This window comes from Rahnella aceris (genome assembly GCF_011684115.1).
Taxonomy (GTDB): Bacteria; Pseudomonadota; Gammaproteobacteria; order Enterobacterales; family Enterobacteriaceae; genus Rahnella; species Rahnella aceris.
Map to the genome: position 1 here is coordinate 2,360,508 of NZ_JAADJV010000001.1, position 23,266 is coordinate 2,383,773.

The following is a 23,266-nucleotide window of genomic DNA, read 5'->3' on the forward strand; positions in this document are numbered from 1 at the left end:
TTCTTTTGAGATTTTCGGTAATAACCTCATCATAAGGGTTTAATTTTCCAGCAAAGGCCGCATATCCGGATGACGGTGCCTGCAACTGCTGCCACGGCGCAGCATATTTTGCCAAGGGCATGTATTATTAAGTCAGGTATGGTTGGCGGCTGAAAGCAGTGACTCAGCCGGGTGAAATGACAACTGGTCCGAAGTGACCCAGAGGATTCGTTTGAACGTTGTAACACAAGAGATTTTACTGGAGCCCGAAGACAACCAGCGTTTGCTGAGCCTGTGCGGGCCGTTTGATGACAATATCAAACAACTGGAGCGCCGGTTGGGCGTTGAAATCAACCGTCGTGATAACGCGTTTAAATTGGTCGGAAAGAGCCTGCCGGTTGCGGCAGCCGCCGACATCCTGCGTGATTTATACGTTGACACTGCGCCGCTGCGCGGTGAGATCCAGGATATCGATCCTGAAAAAATTCATCTGGCGATCAAAGAAAGCCGGGTACTGGAACAAACAGCAGAAAGTGTGCCCGACTTCGGCAAAGCGGTCATCATCAAAACCAAGCGTGGCATGGTGAAGCCGCGCACGCCCAATCAGGCGCAGTATATCGCCAACATTCTCGACCACGACATCACCTTCGGGATCGGTCCTGCAGGTACCGGTAAAACATATCTGGCCGTGGCTGCTGCGGTGGATGCGCTGGAGCGTCAGGAAGTGCGCCGCATTCTTCTGACCCGCCCTGCCGTTGAAGCCGGTGAAAAACTGGGCTTCCTGCCGGGGGATCTCAGTCAGAAAGTTGACCCATATCTGCGCCCGCTGTATGACGCATTGTTCGAAATGCTCGGTTTTGAGAAAGTTGAAAAACTGATTGAGCGCAACGTTATTGAAGTCGCCCCGCTGGCTTACATGCGTGGACGTACATTGAACGACGCTTTTATTATCCTTGATGAAAGCCAGAACACGTCTATCGAACAAATGAAGATGTTCCTGACCCGTATTGGCTTTAACTCCAAAGCGGTGATCACCGGTGACGTGACGCAAATCGACTTGCCGCGTCATCAGAAATCAGGGCTTCGTCATGCGATTGAAGTGCTGTCGTCAGTCGAAGAACTCAGCTTTAACTTCTTCCACAGTGAAGACGTGGTACGTCATCCGGTCGTTGCGCGCATTGTTGTCGCGTACGAAGCCTGGGAAGAAGAAGATCAAAAACGCCGCGATGCGATTGCCGCAGAGCGTAAACATGAACATCAGAACAGCTCAACACAACAGGCCAGTCAATGAACACGGTAATCCTCGATTTACAAATTGCCTGCGAAGATGCAGCAGGTTTACCGTCAGAAAATGATTTCCAGACCTGGCTTGAAGCGGTTCTTCCTCAGTTTCAGGAAGAATCAGAAGTCACAATCCGTCTGGTCGATATCCCTGAAAGTCATGAACTTAATATGACTTATCGTGGGATGGATAAACCGACCAACGTGTTATCCTTTCCGTTCGAAGCACCTCCTGGTATGGAGATGCCGCTTCTTGGCGACCTGATTATTTGTCGCCAGGTTGTGGAGAAAGAAGCAAAAGAGCAGGACAAAGAACTTCTGGCTCACTGGGCGCATATGGTCATTCACGGCAGTTTGCATTTGCTGGGCTATGACCATATCGTTGACGAAGAAGCCGAAGAAATGGAATCGATTGAAACTGAAATCATGCAGGGTCTGGGGTATCCGGATCCGTATATTTCAGAGAAAGAAGATAACTAAGCTTCACAGTAAACTCGCGTAATGCCTGCCTGATAACGTGTTTATCCGCAGGCGTTTCGCATAATTTTCACTAACTACGAGTAAAAAAAACCAAACGCCATGAGCGATGACCATTCACAAAATAGTGACAGCCCCAGTCCCAAGAAGGGCTTCTTTTCCCTTATCCTTAGCCAGCTTTTTCACGGTGAACCAAAAAACCGTGGCGATTTGGTTGAGCTGATCCGTGATTCAGAACAAAACGATCTGATCGACCCCGATACCCGTGACATGCTGGAAGGCGTGATGGATATCGCCGAGCAGCGCGTCCGGGACATCATGATCCCACGTTCACAAATGATCACGCTAAAACGCAACCAGCCGCTGGAAGAGTGCCTCGATGTCATTATTGAATCTGCACACTCACGCTTCCCGGTGATCAGCGAAGATAAGGATCACATTGAAGGCATCCTGATGGCCAAAGACCTGCTGCCGTTTATGCGCACAGAGTCTGAGCCATTCAGCATAGATAAAGTGCTGAGAACCGCGGTCGTTGTCCCTGAAAGCAAACGCGTAGACCGCATGCTGAAGGAATTCCGCTCACAGCGTTACCACATGGCGATTGTCGTTGATGAATTCGGCGGCGTTTCAGGTCTGGTAACCATAGAAGATATTCTCGAACTGATCGTCGGCGAAATCGATGATGAGTACGATGAAGCAGAAGATCTGGATATCCGTCAGCTCAGCCGCCATACCTACACCGTCCGCGCACTGGCACCGATCGAAGATTTTAATGAAGTGTTCCGGACCCATTACAGTGACGACGAAGTCGATACGATTGGTGGTCTGGTCATGCAGTCATTCGGCCATTTACCGGCGCGTGGTGAAAGCATTGAAATTGACGGTTACCTGTTCAAGGTTGCGATGGCTGACAGCCGTCGTATCATTCAGGTTCATGTAAAAATACCGGACGACGCGCCGCAACCGATACTGGAAGAATAATTACTTCATGGCAATTGCCTCTTTATATCAACGCCAGCGGGTTCGCGCCCTGCTGGCGCTCTTTTTCGGTGCCTGTGGCACGCTGTCATTTTCCCCTTATGACTTCTGGCCTGCGGCGATCATTTCGCTGTGCGGTCTGCTGGCATTAACGCTCGATCGTCGTCCGGCTCAGGCCGCGCTCATCGGCTTTTTCTGGGGAATGGGTCTTTTTGGCAGCGGCGTAAACTGGGTTTATGTCAGCATCGCCACGTTTGGCGGCATGCCGGAAGCGATCAACCTTTTCCTGGTGGTCTTGCTGGCAGCGTATTTATCGCTGTACACGATGTTGTTTGCCGGCTTGTTCAGCAAACTGTGGCCGAAAACCACCTGGTGGAAACTGGCACTTGGCGCGCCCGCCTTGTGGCAAGTTACTGAATTCCTGCGCGGCTGGGTGCTGACCGGTTTCCCGTGGTTACAGTTCGGCTACAGCCAGATCGACGGTCCGCTGAAAGGCCTCGCGCCGATTACCGGCGTCGACGGCATCACGATTTTACTCACCTCGCTGAGCGGACTGATTGTGTACGCAGTACATCAGCGTCGCGTCACACCGGGAATTATCGCTGTTGCCATGCTGTTACTGCCGTGGCCGCTGCGTTATATCCACTGGTATCAGGAACAGCCAGATAAAACGGTCGATGTGGCACTGGTTCAGGGCAACATTCCACAGTCCATGAAATGGGATCCGAAAGCACTGGAAAGTGCGCTGCAGACCTATCTGGATCTCAGCCGCCCGTACGTGGGTAAATCCAGCATGATCATCTGGCCGGAATCAGCAATTTCAGACATTGAATCCGATCAGCAGGGCTTCCTGAGCATGGTGGATAATATCTACCGCTCACACGGCACCCAGTTAATCACCGGCATTATCGATGCCCGTCGCAATGAAGAAGGCATGAAAGTGTATAACAGCGCCATCGTGCTCGGCGGTGAAAAGCCCTATCACTATCCTGACGAAAACCGCTTCAACAAACATCATCTGGTGCCTTTTGGAGAGTTCGTACCGCTGGAAGCCATTCTTCGCCCGCTGGCACCTTTCTTCGATTTGCCGATGTCCGGGCTGACCAGTGGTGATTACGTGCAGAAACCGTTGTTTGTCAGTGGCCTGAATCTGACCACGGCGATTTGTTACGAAGTCGTCTTCGGCGAACAGGTGCGCGACAATCTGCAACCGGATACTAATTTCCTGCTGACGATTTCAAACGATGCCTGGTTTGGTCATTCGATTGGCCCATGGCAACACTTCCAGATGGCGCGAATGCGTTCGCTGGAACTGGGCCGTCCGTTGCTGCGCAGCACCAATAATGGCATTACCGCCGTCGTTGATGCTCAGGGCGATGTGACCCACGAAATTCCGCAGTTTACCCGTCAGGTGCTGAACGTGAAGGTCACACCGACAACGGGTATGACACCTTATGCCCGGGCTGGCTGGTGGCCGGTGTGGTTTGCTACGGCAGTCATGGCGGCAGTTGCGCTGTGGTTGGGTCGCCGTAAATCCTGAGTACAAGCGTTTTGTTTCTAAAACAGGCACCTCCGGGTGTCTGTTCTTTTTTGTAGCACCCCTTTTTAATCTCAATACCCCTCCCCTTTTACCTGCTGCCGATTGTTTCGACTGCGGCATTAAGCGCTGCCGATTTGCCCGCTTATGAAGTTAAATCAGGCCATTTGGCACGACTCTTGCTACATCTGATTGAAAGATATCTGATTAGTTACTTTTTATGACGGGATGCATCATTTTGGTACAAACAGGCTGCTCCTCATGCACTTTCCGGGTGCATAGCCGTTTGATTGCTTTGATTTGGTGCGTGTCTCGTCTCAAAAAAGAAACAATGTGGTTTCATAATATTCACATTCAGCTATTTTCTAGCTTCATATGACGAGGCATTAGTACTTTCTGATCCCTGAGTTTGGATCCCTAATGACAGCAAGGAGTTGGACATGCAATTGCGCAAATTGGCGTTATCAGTACTGTTGGCAAGCGTTACCGTGAGCAGCTTTGCTCACGCAGAAGAACTGACCGGCACCCTGAAAAAAATTAAAGACAATGGCGTTATCGTGGTGGGTCACCGTGAATCCTCAGTGCCATTCTCTTACTACAACAACGAACAAAAAGTTGTGGGTTATTCACAGGACTATTCTGACGCTATCGTTGACGCAGTGAAGAAAAAACTGAACCTGCCTGACCTGCAGGTCAAAATGATGCCAATCACTTCGCAGAACCGTATCCCGCTGCTGCAAAACGGCACCTACGATTTCGAATGTGGTTCAACCACCAACAACCTGGAACGTCAGCAACAAGCAGCCTTCTCTGACACCATCTTTGTGATCGGTACACGTCTGCTGGTGAAAAAAGGTTCAGAGATTAAAGATTTCACTGACCTTAAAGGCAAAACTGTTGTTGTAACCTCCGGTACGACTTCCGAAGTTCTGCTGAACAAGCTGAACGAAGAGAAAAAACTGGATCTGCGCATCATCAGTGCCAAAGACCACGGTGACTCCTTCCGTACGCTGGAAACTGGCCGCGCAGTGGCCTTCATGATGGATGACGCCTTGCTGGCCGGTGAACGTGCGAAAGCCAAGAAACCAGACAACTGGGAAATTGTCGGTACGCCGCAATCCAAAGAAGCTTATGGCTGCATGATGCGTAAAGACGATGCTGAGTTTAAAAAACTGGTTGATGACACCATCGTGCAGGCACAAACCTCCGGTGAAGCAGGCAAATGGTTTGAAACCTGGTTCAAAAAACCAATTCCTCCGAAAAACCTGAATATGAACTTTGAGCTGTCCGATGACATGAAAGCTCTGTTCAAAGCGCCAAACGATAAGGCGCTGTAAGTCATACCAAATGGACGGGTATAACCAAGAGAAGAGTGAAAAGTGACTAAAATACAAGGTTGGACCACCAACCTGTGATGATACAGATGCGGGGTGGTCGTTCCCCACCCCGCATTCTTTCCCATTCACTTTAGGCGAATTGCGTCATCACTCAGATGGGTAAGCCTTTACCCGCTTTACGGAGTTTTTATGTCAATAGATTGGAACTGGGGCATTTTTCTGCAACAAGCCCCCTTCGGTAACACCACTTATCTGGGCTGGATTTGGAATGGATTTCAGGTCACTGTCGCACTGTCAATTTGCGCATGGATAATCGCCTTCCTCATCGGTTCTCTATTCGGTATTTTGCGTACCGTCCCCAACCGCATCCTTTCGGGTATTGGTACCTGTTACGTCGAATTATTCCGTAACGTGCCATTAATCGTGCAATTCTTCATTTGGTATCTGGTGGTCCCTGAACTGCTGCCTGAAAATATCGGCATGTGGTTTAAATCCGAACTGGCGCCTGACGTACAGTTCTTCACTTCCTCGGTAATTTGCCTCGGGTTGTTCACCGCCGCCCGTGTATGCGAACAGGTGCGTGCAGCCATCCAGTCCCTGCCAAGCGGACAACGCAATGCCGGACTGGCGATGGGCCTTACGCTGCCGCAAACTTACCGCTATGTGCTGTTGCCCAATGCTTACCGCGTGATCGTGCCGCCAATGACCTCTGAGATGGTTAACCTGGTGAAAAACTCCGCCATTGCCTCGACCATTGGTCTGGTTGATATGGCCGCACAAGCCGGTAAGCTGCTGGATTACTCCGCGCATGCGTATGAATCATTCACTGCAATCACCGTTGCTTATGTCCTTATCAATGCCGTCATCATGCTGCTGATGCATTTCGTAGAACGTAAAGTCCGCCTGCCGGGCAACATGGGAGGGAAATAAGCATGCATGAATTCGACTGGAGTTCTATTGGTCCCGGCCTGCCCTATCTGTGGCAAGGCATGGTCATTACGCTGAAGATAACGTCGCTGGCGATTGTAGTCGGTATTTTGTGGGGCACCCTGCTGGCGGTCATGCGCCTGTCAACGTTCAAGCCGATCAGCTGGTTTGCCTCGGCTTACGTCAACCTTTTCCGCGCGGTTCCGCTGGTCATGGTGCTGTTGTGGTTCTATCTGATTGTGCCGGGCTTTCTGCAAAAAGTGCTCGGACTGTCACCTAAAACCGATATCCGCCTGATTTCTGCGATGGTCGCGTTTGCGTTATTTGAAGCGGCGTATTACTCGGAGATTATCCGCGCAGGGATTATCAGCATCGCACGCGGTCAGTCTTCTGCAGCGCTGGCGCTGGGTATGACGCAATGGCAATCCATGAAGCTGGTTATCCTGCCGCAGGCTTTCCGCGCGATGGTGCCGTTACTGCTGACGCAGGCGATCGTTTTGTTCCAGGATACTTCGCTGGTGTATGTTCTGGGCCTCGCAGACTTCTTCCGCAGCGCATCTAATATTGGTGACCGTGACGGTACGCTGGTTGAGATGGTGCTGTTTGCAGGACTTATTTACTTTGTTATCAGCCTTTGTGCTTCCTTGCTGGTGCGTTATTTGAAGAAAAGGACCGTTTCATGATTTCACTGAAGAATGTTTCTAAATGGTACGGGCACTTTCAGGTGCTTACCGATTGCAGCACCGAAGTTAAAAAAGGTGAAGTTGTGGTGGTTTGCGGGCCTTCAGGCTCAGGGAAATCGACGCTGATCAAAACCGTTAACGGACTCGAACCAGTTCAGAAAGGTGAGATCCTGGTCAACGGGACGCCGGTCAATGACAAGAAGACCAATCTGGCGCAACTGCGTGCAAAAGTGGGCATGGTTTTCCAGCATTTCGAACTGTTCCCGCACCTTTCCATCATCGATAACCTGACACTGGCGCAAGTCAAAGTTTTAAAACGTGATAAAGCGGCAGCGAAAGACAAGGGCCTGAAATTACTGGATCGTGTCGGTTTGTCCGCGCACGCCAATAAATTCCCCGGCCAGCTTTCCGGTGGTCAGCAACAGCGTGTGGCGATTGCCCGTGCATTGTGTATGGATCCGATCGCGATGTTGTTTGACGAACCGACGTCCGCTCTTGATCCGGAAATGATCAACGAAGTGCTCGACGTTATGGTTGAGCTGGCAAACGAAGGTATGACAATGATGGTGGTGACACACGAAATGGGCTTCGCCCGTAAAGTGGCCAACCGCGTGATTTTCATGGATGAAGGCAAGATTGTAGAAGATCGCAATAAAGACGATTTCTTCAATAATCCGGAATCCGATCGCGCCCGGGATTTCCTGGCGAAGATCCTGCACTGACCGGCACTGAAAAAAAGAAAGCACACCTGCCCCGACTCTCTGGGGCAGGTGTCTGACGCTTAAGGTTCAAACGGACGACGCGTAAACTCAGTGTTACCACATTTCGGGCATTTACTCAGAATTTCCGGCGTATACACCGCTAAGTGAAAATGACAGTTTTCACACACCAGATTGCCCAGACCGACGACTTCTCCGCTGTGATAAATCCCGTGATGGCTGACATCTTTAAAAACCTCTTTCCATTCCAGCTGGGTTTTATCGGTCATATCGGCCAGCTCTTTCCACAAGCTTTCTTTAATGACCCGCATGAACACACTGTCCGTGCCGTCATCTTCTTCTGCCACGGCTTGCTGGTTTTCTTCATAGTTGCGGGCAAATTCGTGCAAATCGCGGCGTACCGCCGACGTTAACTGTTCAATCTGGATTTCCGTCAGCTTGCCCTCTTCCTGCAGTCTGACGCGGGCATCCTGTACCAGCGCGCTGATATCACGTTCACCGTGTTTTAGCCGCTCGGTCAGTGATGTCACCAACTGACGGTAAGATTGCGTAATATTGCTCATATTTCCTCTCCTTGAACTGTCATAACCATTTTCACGGCGGGAACGCACTGCCTTTATTTTAGTCGTAAATCCCTGATCCGTTGCGCAGATTATCTCGCGCTGACTCGCAGATTATGAATATTGCGCCAGAAGCGGACAGAAATTCCCTTTAGCCTTCGCTGGGTGTTGTTGCTCCAACCGCTTATCAGCTATGCTATGCGGATCTTTTGATTAAAACTTTTTGAGCTACAGGCGTAGCTGTTTTCACTCACAGGACCACCGGCCGCCATGCAAGAGCAATACCGTCCAGAAGACATCGAGTCACACGTTCAGCTTCACTGGCAAGAGAAGCAAACCTTCAAAGTTACCGAACAGCCTGGCAAGGAGAAATATTACTGCCTCTCCATGTTGCCTTATCCATCAGGCCGTCTCCACATGGGACACGTGCGCAACTACACCATCGGTGACGTGATTTCCCGTTACCAGCGCATGCTCGGTAAAAACGTTCTGCAGCCGATTGGCTGGGATGCGTTTGGCCTGCCAGCGGAAGGAGCAGCGGTTAAAAACAACACCGCACCTGCGCCGTGGACTTACGAAAACATCGAATACATGAAGAACCAGCTTAAATTGCTGGGCTTCGGCTATGACTGGGATCGTGAAATCGCGACCTGTAAGCCTGATTATTATCGCTGGGAACAATGGTTCTTCACCAAGCTGTACGAAAAAGGTCTGGTTTATAAGAAGACCTCCGCAGTGAACTGGTGTCCGCATGACCTGACCGTTCTGGCGAATGAACAGGTTATCGACGGCTGCTGCTGGCGTTGCGATACCAAAGTAGAACGCAAAGAAATTCCTCAGTGGTTTATCAAAATCACCGATTACGCCGATCAGCTGCTTAACGATCTGGACACGCTGGAAAGCTGGCCAGAGCAGGTGAAAACCATGCAGCGCAACTGGATTGGCCGTTCCGAAGGCGTGGAAATCACCTTTGATGTGGCTGACAGCGATGAAAAAGTCACGGTGTACACCACCCGTCCTGATACGTTTATGGGCGCGACCTACGTCGCTGTGGCTGCCGGTCATCCTCTGGCACAGTTGGGCGCACAGAATAATCCTGCGCTGAACGATTTCATCGACGAATGCCGTAACACCAAAGTTGCCGAAGCAGAAATGGCGACGATGGAAAAGAAAGGCATGGCAACCGGTCTGTTTGCCATTCACCCGCTGTCCGGTGAAAAGCTGCCAGTCTGGGTCGCTAACTTCGTTCTGATGGAGTACGGCACCGGCGCGGTAATGGCCGTTCCAGCTCACGACCAGCGTGACTGGGAGTTCGCCACCAAATATGACCTCCCTATTAAGCGCGTGATTAAGTCACTTGTTGAAGAAGCATATGAAGAAGCCATATTTAAAGGCACAACAAGTCATGTAGATCCAATACCATTAGCCGTTAGTGATCCATCGGAGCTCATGAGTTTAGAAAATGACTTATATAATGAGCGTAGTGAACCATATTTGGAAAAAGATGGAATATCTTATAATTCTGGTAAGTATGACGGCTTAAGATATCAGGAAGCTTGGAACGCTATAGCAGATGACCTTGTCATTAAAGGCGTAGGTCAGCGCAAAGTGAACTATCGCCTGCGCGACTGGGGGGTTTCCCGTCAACGTTACTGGGGCGCACCAATTCCGATGATCACGTTGGAAGACGGCACCGTTATTCCTGCGCCTGAAGATCAACTGCCGGTTGTTTTGCCGGAAGATGTGGTCATGGACGGTATCACCAGCCCGATTAAAGCGGATCCTGAGTGGGCGAAAACTACCGTCAACGGTATGCCGGGTCTGCGTGAAACCGACACCTTTGACACCTTCATGGAATCTTCCTGGTATTACGCGCGTTATACCTGCCCGCAATACGACGAAGGTATGCTGGATCCTGCGGCCGCCAACTACTGGTTGCCAGTCGATCAGTATGTCGGTGGTATTGAACACGCCATCATGCACCTGATGTATTTCCGCTTCTTCCACAAACTGATGCGTGATGCAGGTTTGGTGGATTCTGACGAACCGGCCAAGCGCCTGTTGTGTCAGGGTATGGTTCTGGCTGACGCGTTCTACTACACCGGTAACAGCGGCGAACGTATCTGGGTTTCCCCGGCGGATGCCATTGTTGAACGTGATGAAAAAGGTCGCATCACCAAAGCCACTGACCCGCAAGGCCACGAACTGGTTTACGCGGGCATGAGCAAGATGTCCAAGTCTAAAAACAACGGCATCGACCCGCAGGTGATGGTCGATAAATACGGTGCAGATACCGTGCGTCTGTTTATGATGTTCGCTTCTCCGGCAGAAATGACGCTGGAATGGCAAGAGTCCGGCGTTGAAGGGGCAAACCGCTTCCTGAAACGTGTCTGGAAACTGGCCTTCGAGCACACAGAAAAAGGTCGTGTTGCCGCTCTGGATGTGGCTTCTCTCAATGAAGCACAGAAAGATCTGCGTCGTGACTTGCATAAAACCATCGCCAAAGTGACCGATGATATCGGCCGTCGTCAGACCTTCAACACCGCTATCGCGGCAATCATGGAACTGATGAACAAGCTGGGTCGTGCACCTCAGGATAGCGAACAGGACCGTGCGCTGCTGCAGGAATCCTTGCTGGCGGTTGTCCGTATGCTTTATCCATTCACTCCGCACGTCTGCTTCAGCCTCTGGCAGTCGCTGCAAGGAGAAGGCGACGTGGATACCGCGCCATGGCCACAAGCTGATGAGCAGGCAATGGTTGAAGATTCCAAGCTGGTCGTTGTACAGGTGAACGGTAAAGTGCGTGCTAAAATCACCGTAGCCGCTGATGCTACCGAGCAACAAGTGCGCGATCGTGCGGCAGAAGAACATTTGGTCGCAAAATATCTGGATGGGGTTACGGTTCGCAAAGTAATCTACGTCCCGGGCAAACTGCTTAACCTGGTTGTAGGTTGAGTCAAGGAGGATCTGTGCGACATCCCATAATGACATTGCTGCTCACCGCAGCAGTGCTGGTTACAGCAGGTTGTGGATTCCATTTACGTGGGAAAACCAATGTTCCTGACGAACTGAAAACAATCGTTTTGGACAGTGGGGATCCATATGGTCCGTTGACTCGTAATATCAGGACCCAGTTGCGTCTAAGTAATGTGACCATTGTTGATGATCCGACCAAAGAACAGCGTAAGGATATCCCGTCGCTGCGCATTGGGGCTGAGTCAGTGGGTCAGACTACCGCATCAATCTTCCAGGACGGTAAGACTGCGGAATATCAGATGGAAATGAACATTAATGCGACGGTTCTGATGCCTGGCAAGGATTTGTATCCTATCCATGTAAAAGTGTTCCGTTCCTTCTTTGACAACCCGTTAACGGCGCTGGCCAAAGATAACGAACAGGACATCATTATCGAGGAAATGCGCCAGCAGGCTGCGCAGCAACTGATCCGTAAGTTGCTGACCGTCCATGCTTCAGAATTGCAGAAAGCAGAGGATGTCGGCGGGCGTCAGGTAGAAGTCATTTCTACCGGTTCATCAGCCACGACGTCGTCTGATGCCTCTGCGGCATCTTCCACGGCACCGGCCACCCCTTCCGCACAATGATCCGAGTTTATCCGGAACAACTTGCCGCGCAGCTCCGTGAGGGGCTGCGCGCTTGTTATGTGTTATGTGGAAACGACCCTTTGCTTTTGCAGGAAAGCCAGGACAGCATACGTCACGCTGCCCAGCAGGCTGACTTCCAGGAGCACTACACCTACATTCTTGACGCCCATACCGAATGGGAGTCCATCTTCAGCATCTGTCAGGCCCTGAGCCTGTTTGCCAGCCGGCAGACCCTGATGCTTATTCTGCCCGAAAATGGCCCGACGGCGCCGATGGCAGAACAATTACTCAAACTGACCACCCTGCTCCACGACGATATTCTGCTGCTGTTGCGCGGTACAAAACTGACTAAAGCGCAGGAAAACAGCGCCTGGTTTAAAGCGTTAAGTGACAAAGGTGTTTTCGTCAGTTGTCAGACGCCCGAACAGGCACAACTTCCCCGCTGGGTGACCCGTCGCGCCAAAGAACTTTCACTTGAACTCGATGAACCGGCTAATCAGCTTTTGTGCTACTGCTATGAAGGAAATTTGCTGGCGCTGGCGCAGTCGCTGGAGCGTCTTTCCCTGCTCTATCCGGATGGCAAACTCACGCTACCGCGCGTCGAAGAGGCCGTCAACGATGCGGCACATTTCACACCTTATCACTGGCTGGATGCGTTACTGGCCGGGAAAAGTAAGCGAGCCTGGCATATTTTGCGTCAGTTGCAACAGGAAGACAGCGAGCCGGTTATTTTACTGCGAACCGTACAGCGTGAGCTGCTGATGCTGCTCAATCTGAAACGGAAAATGGACACGACGCCGATCAGGACCCTGTTTGATCAACAAAAAGTCTGGCAAAACCGCCGGGCGCTGGTGACTCAGGCACTGCAACGCCTGTCTCTTGCCCAGCTGTCTCAGGCCGTTCGCTTACTGACCCAGATGGAAATCACACTAAAACAGGATTACGGTCAGTCAGTCTGGGCCGAGCTTGAAAGCCTGTCTATGCTACTCTGTGGGAAATCCTTACCCACCGGATTGACGGAGTTGGGTTCGTATTGAAGCAGGACACCGTTATGCCGCGCCGCGCCGCACATTCTTCTGCAACCGCTGAAAAGCTGCTGGCTTTTTTTGGCGGTACGTTTGACCCGATCCATTATGGTCATCTGAAACCCGTTGCAGCGCTGGCAGCGCAGGCCGGGTTTGATCAGGTGATCCTGCTGCCCAACAACGTTCCTCCCCACCGGCCACAACCCGAAGCCACGCCGCAGCAACGTCTGCATATGGCGAAGCTGGCTGTGGCGGATAACGCGCTGTTTTCAGTCGACCCCCGCGAGCTGGCTGTTGATACGCCCTCCTACACGATTGAGACACTTGCAACGTTACGTAAAGAACATGGCGACAAATGCCCGCTGGCGTTTATCATTGGCCAGGATTCGTTACTGACGCTGCATAAGTGGCACCGCTGGGAATCGTTACTGGATTTCTGTCATATCGTGGTAATGGCGCGTCCGGGTTATCAGGAACAACTTGATACACCGGAACTGCAGAAATGGTATGACGCCCATCGGGTGAATGATGCCAATGCGCTTAAGCAAAAACCGGCCGGATTCATTTATCAGGCCAATACCCCATTGCTGGATATTTCAGCGACTGAAATCCGTGAACGCCGTCATGCGGGTCTTGATTGCTCAGATTTACTGCCTTCCGCCGTTGAGCGTTATATAGAATCACAGGGCTTGTACCGCGAGTAGCTAACGCGTGCTATACTGCGCCGCTTAATTTCGGCTCTCGATAACGCTGCGTAATCAACCAATACAATGTATTGATTGTTAAACGTTTTAAGCTGTTTTCCAGACAACCGCTATGTTTATCCTTCATGAGATTGATCATTGCTTCGGTGCCACACCGGCGGACATCTCGTGAGGTCAATTGTTTCAAACATCCCCAGGGGGAACCTTTGCAAGGTAAAGCGCTCCAAGATTTTGTTGTCGATAAAGTCGATGACCTGAAAGCACAAGACATCATCGCCATTGATGTTAAAGGTAAATCCAGTATTACTGACTGCATGATTATCTGTACCGGCACGTCAAGCCGCCATGTCATGTCCATCGCCGGGCATCTGGTTGAAGAAATTAAAGCCGTTGGCCTTGATGCCATGGGTGTGAAAGGCATTAATGAAGCTGACTGGGTGGTTGTCGATCTGGGCGAAGTGATCGTGCACGTTATGCAGGAAGAAAGCCGTCAGTTGTATGAGCTTGAGAAACTCTGGGGCTGATGCGTGAAGCTGCAACTTGTCGCCGTCGGCACCAAAATGCCTGACTGGGTGCAAACCGGTTTTAACGATTATCTGCACCGTTTCCCTAAAGATATGCCGTTTGAACTGACAGAGGTTCCGGCCGGGAAACGTGGGAAGAACGCAGACATCAAGCGCATTCTTGAAAAAGAAGGCGAGCAGATGCTGGCCGCTGTCGGTAAAGGGAATCGCATCGTGACGCTGGATATTCCAGGGACACCATGGGAAACCCCGCAACTGGCGCAACAACTGGAACGCTGGAAGCAGGACGGACGCAATGTCAGCCTGTTGATCGGCGGTCCGGAAGGGCTGGCACCGGCCTGTAAAGCAGCAGCGGAACAGAGCTGGTCGCTCTCTCCGTTGACGCTTCCTCACCCGCTGGTGCGGGTTCTGGTGGCGGAAAGTCTTTATCGCGCCTGGAGTATTACCACTAATCATCCATATCACCGCGAATAACGGGTGGTGAATGTCAGCAACATGAATTAAGTAGTGGGATGAAAATAGATCGTAACCCTTTTCGCGACTATACGGCTGAATCAGCCCTCTTTGTGCGCCGTGCACTGGTGGCGTTTATCGGCATTCTGCTACTTAGCGGCGTTTTAGCTTTTAATCTTTATAATCTGCAAATTGTCCGTTTTCAGGATTACCAAACCCGTTCTAACGATAACCGTATCAAGCTGGTGCCGATCGCGCCCAGCCGCGGCATTATCTATGACCGCAACGGTACGCCGCTGGCGCTGAACCGCACGATCTATCAGCTTGAACTGGTGCCGGAAAAAGTGGACGATTTGCAGGCCACGCTTGAAGGCCTCAAACCGATAGTTGACCTCACGCAGGAAGATATCGATAACTTCAAAAAAGAGCGCCAGCGTTCGCGACGCTTTACGTCTATTGCCGTCAAAACGGCCCTGACTGAAGTTCAGGTTGCGCGTTTCTCCGTCAACCAGTTCCACTTCCCCGGCGTTGAAGTCAAAGGCTATCAGCGTCGCTACTATCCGTATGGTTCAGCGCTGACGCACGTTATCGGCTATGTATCGAAAATCAATGACCGTGACGTTGAACGCCTCGATAAAGATGGCATTCTGGCCAACTATGCCGCCACGCACGACATTGGTAAGCTCGGCATTGAGCGCTATTACGAAGACACGCTTCACGGTAAAACCGGCTATGAAGAAGTTGAAGTGAACAACCGTGGCCGCGTTATCCGCCAGCTACACGAAGAACCGCCGCAGGCGGGCAAAGATATTTACCTGACGATCGACTTGCCATTACAGCAATATATTGAAGTCTTGCTGACCGGCAGCCGCGCCGCTGTGGTGGTTACCGATCCGCGCGATGGCGCCATCCGTGCACTGGTGTCTAACCCGAGTTATGACCCGAACCTGTTTGTGGATGGCATCTCAAGTAAAGATTACAACACGCTGCTTAACGACCCCAATAAGCCGCTGATCAACCGGACAACGCAGGGGGTTTATCCGCCAGCGTCTACTGTGAAACCGTATATTTCAGTTTCTGCGCTGACAACGGGTGTTATCAATAAAAACACCTCCCTGTTTGATCCAGGCTGGTGGCAGTTACCGGGTTCAGACAAGCGTTACCGCGACTGGAAACACTGGGGGCATGGTCGCCTGAATGTGACGAAAGCCCTTGAGGAATCGGCTGATACCTTCTTCTATCAGGTTGCTTATGATATGGGGATTGACCGTCTTTCCGAGTGGATGGGCAAATTTGGTTACGGCCAGTACAGCGGTATCGATTTATCAGAAGAACGTAGCGGGAATATGCCAAACCGCGACTGGAAATTTAAACGCTTCAAAAAACCCTGGTATCAGGGCGACACCATTCCGGTGGGTATCGGTCAGGGCTACTGGACCGCAACTCCAATCCAAATCATGAAAGCCATGACCACGCTGATTAATGACGGCAATGTCAAAACGCCACATTTGTTGCTGAGCACCAAAGTTGATGGCCAGCAGGTGCCGTACAAACAACAGGAAACGACCCAGATTGGCGATATTCATTCCGGCTATTGGGAAATTGCCAAAGACGGTATGTATGGCGTAGCAAACCGTCCGAACGGTACGGCCCGCAAGTACTTTGCTGACGCGCCTTATAAAGCCGCCGCAAAATCCGGGACAGCACAAGTTTACGGTTTGAAAGCCAATGAAATCTATAATGCGCATAAAATCGCTGAGCATCTGCGTGACCACAAGCTGATGACCTCTTTTGCACCCTATGACAAACCGACCGTGGCCGTTGCCGTGGTTCTGGAGAATGGCGGTGCGGGTCCGGCAGTGGGGACAATTTCACGCCAGATACTCGACCACATTTTACTGGGCGACAACACGACACAATTACCGGCTGACGCGCCAGCGCCACCGGGAACCGAAGGTGATTAACCGTCAATGACTGAGAACCAACAAAAAAGATCATTGTGGTCGAAAATGCATATCGACCTGACGATGTTGCTGATCGTGCTCGCGCTGCTGACCTACAGTGCGTTCGTGATGTGGAGCGCCAGTGGTCAGGACATGGGCATGATGGAACGTAAAATCGGCCAGATCCTGATGGGTCTGGTGATTATGCTGGTCATGGCACAAATCCCGCCGCGCGTTTACGAAAGCTGGGCACCTTATCTCTACATCTTCTGCGTTTTCCTGCTGGTGCTGGTGGATGCCTTCGGCAGTATCAGTAAAGGTGCACAGCGCTGGCTGGATCTGGGGATCATTAAATTCCAGCCGTCAGAACTGGCGAAAATCGCCGTGCCTCTGATGGTCGCGCGCTTTATCAATCGCGACGTTTGCCCGCCTTCACTTAAAAATACCGCGATTGCCCTGGCATTAATCTTCATCCCTACCCTGCTGGTCGCGGCACAGCCCGATCTGGGCACCTCGATTCTGATTGCCGCATCCGGTTTATTCGTGCTGTTCCTTTCGGGCATGAGCTGGAAACTGATTGCCGTCGCCGCCCTGCTGGTTGCCGCATTTATCCCGATCCTGTGGTTCTTCCTGATGCACGACTATCAGCGCGACCGCGTCATGATGTTGCTTGATCCTGAAAGCGATCCGCTGGGTGCGGGCTATCATATTATTCAGTCTAAAATTGCCATCGGCTCTGGCGGTTTTTCCGGCAAAGGCTGGTTGCATGGCACGCAGTCTCAGCTGGAATTCCTGCCCGAGCGACATACCGACTTTATCTTCGCTGTACTCGCCGAAGAACTGGGGTTGATTGGTGTTCTGGTGCTGCTTGGGCTGTACTTATGCCTGATCATGCGCGGTCTGGTGATCGCCGCCCATGCACAGACTACTTTTGGCCGCGTGATGTCCGGCGGACTGATGCTGATTCTGTTCGTTTATGTGTTTGTTAACATCGGCATGGTCAGTGGTATTGTCCCGGTAGTTGGGGTACCTTTGCCTCTGGTCAGCTATGGCGGGTCAGCACTCATCGTGCTAATGGCAGGGTTTGGTATCGTTATGTCGATACATACTCATCGAAAAATGTTGTCGAAAAACTTATAGAGGTGAGCAATGCGTAAGGAGTGGCTTGGAGCTGTCATTATCGGTTTGCTGTTAAGTGGTTGTGCCACTGAAGATACACAGCAACAACAACCGGCACCGCAGCAAGCCTACAATGGCCCTGTGGTAGAAATCGGCGGGGCTGATCCGCGTTACGAACCTTATAATCAGGGCACGATGCAGGATTATACCGTTAACGGTAAAACCTATAAGATCATCAAAGACCCGTCCAACTTTTCGCAGGTAGGACAAGCGGCCTGGTACAGTCAGGAGAATGGAGGCAACACTACCGCGCTCGGTGAAGAATTCGACCCGACAGCCATGACCGCTGCGCATCCGACATTGCCGATCCCAAGCTATGTCCGCGTCACCAACATGGCGACAGGACGCATGCTGGTCGTGCGTGTTAACGATCGTGGCCCTTATGTGCCGGGCAAAATTATCGATTTGTCTCAGGCTGCGGCAGACCGTCTGAACCTGACCAACAGCACCAAAGTACGCATTGATTTTATCAACGTTGCGCCTGACGGCACGCTTTCCGGCCCGGGGACTATTGGTACGACCGTCGCCAAACAATCTTATGCATTACCGTCTCGTCCAAGTTTAGGCGCCAGCAATATGGGGACGCCTACGCTGACAGCAGAGCCGCCGAATACGTCAGATGTACGCCCGATCAGTAACAGCACCCTGAGTAATCCTAATGCTGCGCCATTAACGAATGACGAAGATAACAACGGCGCCGTAGCCTCTGCGCCAGCAGCGACCACGATGTCCGGTAACAGCAGCGGCGGCGGGTTTCTGAGCGCGCCAACACCTCTGCGTCAGGGTGTGTTAGAAGGCAGCGAACCGGTAACAGCACCGGTTGCTGTCGCCAGTGCCGCACCGGTAGCAGCAGCTGCGGCCTCCGCAGCGCCTGCGCATACCACTGCCATTCCTTCCTCGGGATTTATGGTACAGGTTGGCGCACTGAGTAATCCTCAGAACGCGCAACTGTGGCAAAAAAGCCTCAGCCAGCGCTTCTCTGTACCCGGTAAAGTACAGGCCAATGGCAGCACCTATCGCGTGCAGCTTGGTCCGTTCACCACCCGCCAGCAGGCCGAACAGCTGAAACAGCGACTGGCCAGCGAAGCTCAGCAGCAGTCTTTCGTCACTGCTGGCATGTAATCTCAAAATACGGGGCATCGGCCCCGTTCTTATAAGTCCCCTGTCTTATAAGTAAAAGTCAGTAAGCGCCGGTAATCGAAGATGTCTGACTTATGACTCTTCTGCTATAGTGGCGCACGTTTATCACTTACTCCCACGGATGTTGTTGTCCCGATCATGAAACTTGTAAATACTTCACGTTTAGTCAAAAGCCTCGCATTTGGCACCGTAATCACTCTGAGTGCAGCGTCCGCCTATGCCGACGATGTTAATTTAAAAACAATGATCCCTGGCGTTCCGCAGATTGATGCTGAAGCCTATATCCTGATCGACTACAACTCCGGCAAAGTTCTGGCAGAAATGAATGCCGATGCGCGCCGCGACCCAGCCAGCCTGACTAAAATGATGACCAGTTATGTTATCGGTCAGTCCATCAAAGCCGGCAAAATCTCTCCGACCGACATCGTTACCGTGGGTCCGGACGCCTGGGCAACCGGCAATCCGGTGTTCAAGGGCTCTTCCCTGATGTTCCTCAAACCCGGCGACCGTGTACCGGTTTCTGAGCTCAACCGCGGGATCATTCTGCAATCCGGTAACGACGCCTGTGTGGCAATGGCTGACCATGTGGCCGGAAGTCAGGATGCTTTCGTTGCCATCATGAACAATTACGTGAACTCTCTGGGTCTGAAAAATACCCATTTCGGCACCGTTCATGGTCTTGATGCCGCTGGCCAGTACAGCTCAGCCCGCGATATGGCGCTGATTGGTCAGGCGCTGATCCGTGATGTACCGGAAGAATATGCCACCTACAAAGAGAAAGAATTCACCTTCAACAATATCCGCCAGATGAACCGTAACGGTTTGTTGTGGGATAACAGCTTGAATGTTGACGGCATTAAAACCGGTCATACTGATTCAGCGGGCTATAACCTGGTAGCTTCTGCGACAGAAGGCCAGATGCGTCTGATCTCCGCAGTGATGGGCGGTCATACGTATAAAGGCCGTGAAGTTGAAAGTAAAAAATTGCTGACCTGGGGCTTCCGTTTCTTCGAAACCGTTTCTCCGCTGAAAGCCGGTAAAGAGTTCGCGTCAGAACCTGTCTGGTTCGGTGATACCGACCGCGTCGCACTGGGCGTTGAGAAAGATGCTTACCTGACGATCCCACGTGGTCGTATGAAAGATCTGAAAGCCAGCTACGTGCTGAACACACCGGAACTGCATGCGCCCTTGCAGAAAAATCAGGTGGTTGGGTCGATCAATTTCCAGCTTGATGGCAAAACCATTGATGAGCGCCCTCTGGTGGTCATGAACGAAGTGAAAGAAGGCGGCTTCTTCGGTCGCATCGTGGATTACATCAAACTGATGTTCCACCACTGGTTTGGCTAAGTTGCCCGCTTGAAAAAGTTTGCAACAATCCCCATATAACCGGTATAGATTATAGCTCCCGCTACGGCGGGAGTTATACTTTCAGAGACAACACTTAATACGCTGTACAACACGCTGGAGTGCACATGAAAACCAAACTGAACGAACTGCTCGAATTCCCTTGTCCCTTTACCTACAAAGTAATGGGCCTGGCACAACCCGAGCTGGTAGACCAGGTTGTGGAAGTCGTGCAACGCCATGCGCCTGGCGATTACAATCCTCAGGTAAAACCGAGCAGTAAAGGGAATTACCACTCCGTTTCGATTACGATCACTGCGACTCACATCGACCAGGTCGAAACCCTGTACGATGAACTGGGCAATATCGAAATTGTCCGCATGGTGCTGTAAGCCCTTTCTGACCGATCCGCGCGGGAGTCACACTGTCGCGCGTTTTCCCCCTCTTCAATGACGATAACTGCCGTGCAATCACAAAATCCGCAAGAACGTATCGTACTGCGCCAGCTTGGTCTTCAGCCCTATGAACCGGTTTCTCTGGCCATGCACCATTTTACTGAGCACCGAAATGCCGACTCGCTTGATGAAATCTGGCTGGTTCAGCATCACCGTGTCTTTACGCAGGGTCAGGCAGGCAAAGCTGAACATGTTCTGATGCCCGGTGATATTCCGGTTATCCAGAGCGATCGCGGCGGTCAGGTGACGTATCACGGTCCCGGTCAGCAGGTAATGTACGTGATGGTGGATTTAAAACGAAAAAAACTCGGTGTCCGTCAACTGGTGACGGCAATTGAGCAAACGGTGGTGGATACGCTGGCACACTTCTCTATCGACGCTTATCCGCGTGCGGACGCGCCGGGCGTGTATGTCGATGGCAAAAAGATTTGTTCGCTAGGGTTACGCATCCGCAAAGGCTGTTCGTTACACGGCCTGGCATTAAATATTGATATGGATCTGGAGCCTTTCCACCGCATCAACCCCTGTGGTTATGCTGGCCTTGAAATGACGCAGGTTAGCCTCGAAAAACCGGGGCTGACGGTCGATCAGGTGATGCCGGTTCTGGTGAAATCCTTCAACCATCGCCTTGATTATCAGCAGGTTGATTATCTGCCCTGGCAGATAGAACATTACGCCCCTTCTCCGCCGTGATTTTTGGGCAGAGCTGATACGGCTGTATTGATCTTTTCTCGCGTACCTCGTGTTTTTGTCATTTATCGGGAGCGCGAGAAAATATTTACACACCATTAACACCCCATCAGCCCCCTCAGCGAACCGCTAAAATAATCAGTATTTTCAAAATATTACATTCAATTAATGACTCCTTTTTTGATAACCCTTCCTGTTTAAGGTTAAAAAATTGCAGCATTTAGCACTTCCGGTCATGACGAAGGGCTGAACGAAGGGATGCTTCAATGATATAATTTCCGCATTATTTCTACTTTTTTTGATGAATCAGCCAGTTCATTGAATGTCCTGAAAAAACTCGGATAACGAGTGACAAACCTGGAAGCTGCAAGATTATGAGTAAACCGATTCAGATGGAACGCGGCGTCAAATACCGCGATGCAGATAAGATGGCGTTAATTCCGGTGAAAACCGTGGTCAGTGACCGGCAGGAAATGTTACGTAAGCCGGCATGGATGAAAATCAAACTGCCTGCCGACTCAACAAAAATTCAGGGCATTAAATCAGCACTGCGCAAGAATGGCCTGCATTCCGTTTGTGAAGAGGCGGCCTGCCCTAACCTTTCCGAGTGCTTCAACCACGGTACCGCAACGTTCATGATCCTCGGTGCCATTTGTACCCGTCGCTGCCCGTTCTGCGATGTGGCACATGGTCGTCCAACCGCACCTGATATCAACGAGCCGGAAAAACTGGCACAGACTATTTCTGATATGGGTCTGCGTTATGTCGTGATCACCTCGGTTGACCGGGATGACTTGCGCGACGGCGGTGCTCAGCATTTTGCGGATTGTATTACGGCTATCCGTGCAAAAAACCCGACCATCAAAATCGAAACGCTGGTACCAGATTTCCGTGGACGTATGGATCGTGCGCTGGAAATTCTTAACGCCAGCCCGCCGGACGTGTTTAACCACAATCTGGAAAACGTGCCGCGTGTTTACCGCCAGGTTCGTCCGGGTGCTAACTACGAGTGGTCCCTGACGCTGCTGCAACGTTTTAAAGAAGCGCACCCGGAAATTCCAACCAAATCAGGTCTGATGGTGGGTCTGGGCGAAACAAACGAAGAAATTATCGAAGTGATGCGCGATCTGCGTCGTCATGGCGTAACGATGCTGACACTCGGCCAGTACTTACAGCCAAGCCGTCACCATCTTCCGGTGCAGCGTTATGTGAGCCCTGAAGAGTTTGATCAGATGAAAGAAGCAGCGATGGAAATGGGCTTCACCCATGCAGCCTGCGGTCCGTTCGTGCGTTCTTCTTATCACGCCGACCTGCAAGCCAAAGGGTTAGAAGTTAAGTAATATCTCGTTACTTTTTCGCTTCAGAAAGACAAAAAGGTTGTTCGCAAGAACAACCTTTTTCGTTTGCTAAGAGGCCGGAGACTGGCGTTCTGAAAACTCAGTCTTTGTGCTCAACACGTTGAGCTGGCTTTTCTTCTGCGGTTTTTTCAGCAGAAGCGGGAGCCGGATCATCGTTCATGGCTTTCTTAAAGCCACGCAGTGCCGCGCCCAGGTCACCGCCCAGAGAACGCAGTTTGCTGGTACCGAACAACAGAACGATCAGCACGCCGACCACCAACAATTTAGTAATACTTAAACCTTCCATACATACCTTCTTTACACTGAGTGCTGGAAAACAGCAGTGACAATTTGCCGTTATTAACGGCCATTCGCGACGTTAATACAACCCG

General features: G+C 51.3%; 23 protein-coding genes. 21 read left to right on the top strand and 2 right to left on the bottom strand.

The features are described 5' to 3' along the window. Positions 1 to 193 precede the first annotated feature (193 nt). The 8 genes from GW591_RS10815 to GW591_RS10850 all read left to right on the top strand — a co-directional run bounded on the left by GW591_RS10815 (position 194) and on the right by GW591_RS10850 (position 7,921). Positions 194 to 1,270, top strand: coding sequence for a PhoH family protein (locus tag GW591_RS10815; protein ID WP_112151683.1), 1,077 nt, complete (start codon positions 194 to 196; stop codon positions 1,268 to 1,270). Further along, positions 1,267 to 1,740: an rRNA maturation RNase YbeY gene (gene ybeY, locus GW591_RS10820; protein ID WP_013576482.1), complete on the top strand. Its 474-nt coding sequence runs from the start codon at positions 1,267 to 1,269 to the stop codon at positions 1,738 to 1,740. The genes GW591_RS10815 and ybeY overlap by 4 nt, the downstream gene beginning before the upstream one ends. A gap of 99 nt (positions 1,741 to 1,839) precedes the next feature. Further along, complete coding sequence (gene corC, locus GW591_RS10825; RefSeq protein WP_013576483.1) at positions 1,840 to 2,718, top strand: CNNM family magnesium/cobalt transport protein CorC; 879 nt, start codon at positions 1,840 to 1,842, stop codon at positions 2,716 to 2,718. A gap of 7 nt (positions 2,719 to 2,725) precedes the next feature. After that, positions 2,726 to 4,255, top strand: a complete 1,530-nt coding sequence (gene lnt / locus GW591_RS10830) for an apolipoprotein N-acyltransferase (protein WP_013576484.1) — start codon at positions 2,726 to 2,728, stop codon at positions 4,253 to 4,255. A gap of 437 nt (positions 4,256 to 4,692) precedes the next feature. Further along, on the top strand, positions 4,693 to 5,589 hold the full coding sequence (locus GW591_RS10835; RefSeq protein WP_013576485.1) for an amino acid ABC transporter substrate-binding protein: 897 nt from the start codon (positions 4,693 to 4,695) through the stop codon (positions 5,587 to 5,589). Positions 5,590 to 5,778: 189 nt separating this feature from the next. Then, on the top strand, positions 5,779 to 6,519 hold the full coding sequence (locus tag GW591_RS10840; protein WP_013576486.1) for an amino acid ABC transporter permease: 741 nt from the start codon (positions 5,779 to 5,781) through the stop codon (positions 6,517 to 6,519). Positions 6,520 to 6,521: 2 nt separating this feature from the next. Then, the gene (gltK, locus tag GW591_RS10845) at positions 6,522 to 7,199 is read left to right on the top strand and encodes a glutamate/aspartate ABC transporter permease GltK (RefSeq protein WP_013576487.1); all 678 of its coding nucleotides are present in this window, start codon (positions 6,522 to 6,524) and stop codon (positions 7,197 to 7,199) included. After that, positions 7,196 to 7,921, top strand: a complete 726-nt coding sequence (locus GW591_RS10850; RefSeq protein WP_013576488.1) for an amino acid ABC transporter ATP-binding protein — start codon at positions 7,196 to 7,198, stop codon at positions 7,919 to 7,921. Before gltK ends, GW591_RS10850 begins: the two co-directional genes overlap by 4 nt. 59 nt (positions 7,922 to 7,980) lie before the next feature. On the opposite strand, the gene GW591_RS10855 is transcribed toward GW591_RS10850, so the two are convergent. After that, positions 7,981 to 8,481 (bottom strand): zinc ribbon-containing protein, encoded by a 501-nt coding sequence (locus GW591_RS10855; protein ID WP_013576489.1) that lies wholly within the window; start codon positions 8,479 to 8,481, stop codon positions 7,981 to 7,983. 267 nt (positions 8,482 to 8,748) lie between these two features. Between GW591_RS10855 and leuS the strand changes: the two genes are divergently transcribed. The 13 genes from leuS (at position 8,749) to lipA (ending at position 22,877) form a co-directional block, all read left to right on the top strand. Further along, positions 8,749 to 11,433, top strand: coding sequence for a leucine--tRNA ligase (leuS, locus tag GW591_RS10860; protein ID WP_112198171.1), 2,685 nt, complete (start codon positions 8,749 to 8,751; stop codon positions 11,431 to 11,433). Positions 11,434 to 11,447: 14 nt separating this feature from the next. Further along, a complete protein-coding gene (gene lptE, locus GW591_RS10865; protein WP_037037035.1) occupies positions 11,448 to 12,080 on the top strand; it encodes an LPS assembly lipoprotein LptE in 633 nt (210 codons plus the stop codon). Beyond that, on the top strand, positions 12,077 to 13,117 hold the full coding sequence (gene holA, locus GW591_RS10870) for a DNA polymerase III subunit delta (RefSeq protein WP_013576492.1): 1,041 nt from the start codon (positions 12,077 to 12,079) through the stop codon (positions 13,115 to 13,117). Before lptE ends, holA begins: the two co-directional genes overlap by 4 nt. Positions 13,118 to 13,131: 14 nt before the next feature. Then, on the top strand, positions 13,132 to 13,809 hold the full coding sequence (nadD, locus tag GW591_RS10875; protein ID WP_013576493.1) for a nicotinate-nucleotide adenylyltransferase: 678 nt from the start codon (positions 13,132 to 13,134) through the stop codon (positions 13,807 to 13,809). 206 nt (positions 13,810 to 14,015) lie between these two features. Continuing rightward, the gene (gene rsfS / locus GW591_RS10880; protein ID WP_015698163.1) at positions 14,016 to 14,333 is read left to right on the top strand and encodes a ribosome silencing factor; all 318 of its coding nucleotides are present in this window, start codon (positions 14,016 to 14,018) and stop codon (positions 14,331 to 14,333) included. Between the two features lie 3 nt (positions 14,334 to 14,336). Beyond that, entirely contained in the window at positions 14,337 to 14,807 is a 471-nt protein-coding gene (rlmH, locus tag GW591_RS10885; protein ID WP_013576495.1) for a 23S rRNA (pseudouridine(1915)-N(3))-methyltransferase RlmH, read from the top strand. Positions 14,808 to 14,845: 38 nt separating this feature from the next. Beyond that, positions 14,846 to 16,750 (top strand): peptidoglycan DD-transpeptidase MrdA, encoded by a 1,905-nt coding sequence (mrdA, locus tag GW591_RS10890; protein WP_013576496.1) that lies wholly within the window; start codon positions 14,846 to 14,848, stop codon positions 16,748 to 16,750. A gap of 6 nt (positions 16,751 to 16,756) precedes the next feature. After that, the gene (gene mrdB, locus GW591_RS10895; protein ID WP_013576497.1) at positions 16,757 to 17,869 is read left to right on the top strand and encodes a peptidoglycan glycosyltransferase MrdB; all 1,113 of its coding nucleotides are present in this window, start codon (positions 16,757 to 16,759) and stop codon (positions 17,867 to 17,869) included. A gap of 9 nt (positions 17,870 to 17,878) precedes the next feature. Next, a complete protein-coding gene (rlpA, locus tag GW591_RS10900) occupies positions 17,879 to 19,030 on the top strand; it encodes an endolytic peptidoglycan transglycosylase RlpA (RefSeq protein ID WP_166860565.1) in 1,152 nt (383 codons plus the stop codon). Positions 19,031 to 19,186: 156 nt separating this feature from the next. Further along, positions 19,187 to 20,395 carry a D-alanyl-D-alanine carboxypeptidase DacA gene (gene dacA / locus GW591_RS10905; RefSeq protein ID WP_013576499.1) on the top strand — a complete coding sequence of 403 codons (1,209 nt, stop codon included), beginning with the start codon at positions 19,187 to 19,189 and terminating at the stop codon, positions 20,393 to 20,395. A 125-nt stretch (positions 20,396 to 20,520) separates the two neighbouring features. Then, positions 20,521 to 20,784, top strand: coding sequence for a DUF493 family protein YbeD (gene ybeD / locus GW591_RS10910; RefSeq protein WP_013576500.1), 264 nt, complete (start codon positions 20,521 to 20,523; stop codon positions 20,782 to 20,784). A 57-nt stretch (positions 20,785 to 20,841) separates the two neighbouring features. Continuing rightward, entirely contained in the window at positions 20,842 to 21,540 is a 699-nt protein-coding gene (gene lipB / locus GW591_RS10915) for a lipoyl(octanoyl) transferase LipB (RefSeq protein ID WP_013576501.1), read from the top strand. A gap of 371 nt (positions 21,541 to 21,911) precedes the next feature. Beyond that, positions 21,912 to 22,877 carry a lipoyl synthase gene (gene lipA / locus GW591_RS10920; RefSeq protein WP_119261859.1) on the top strand — a complete coding sequence of 322 codons (966 nt, stop codon included), beginning with the start codon at positions 21,912 to 21,914 and terminating at the stop codon, positions 22,875 to 22,877. Positions 22,878 to 22,974: 97 nt separating this feature from the next. Here the strand turns inward: lipA and tatE are convergent, their stop codons facing one another. Continuing rightward, positions 22,975 to 23,181: a twin-arginine translocase subunit TatE gene (gene tatE / locus GW591_RS10925; RefSeq protein WP_013576504.1), complete on the bottom strand. Its 207-nt coding sequence runs from the start codon at positions 23,179 to 23,181 to the stop codon at positions 22,975 to 22,977. Positions 23,182 to 23,266 lie beyond the last annotated feature (85 nt).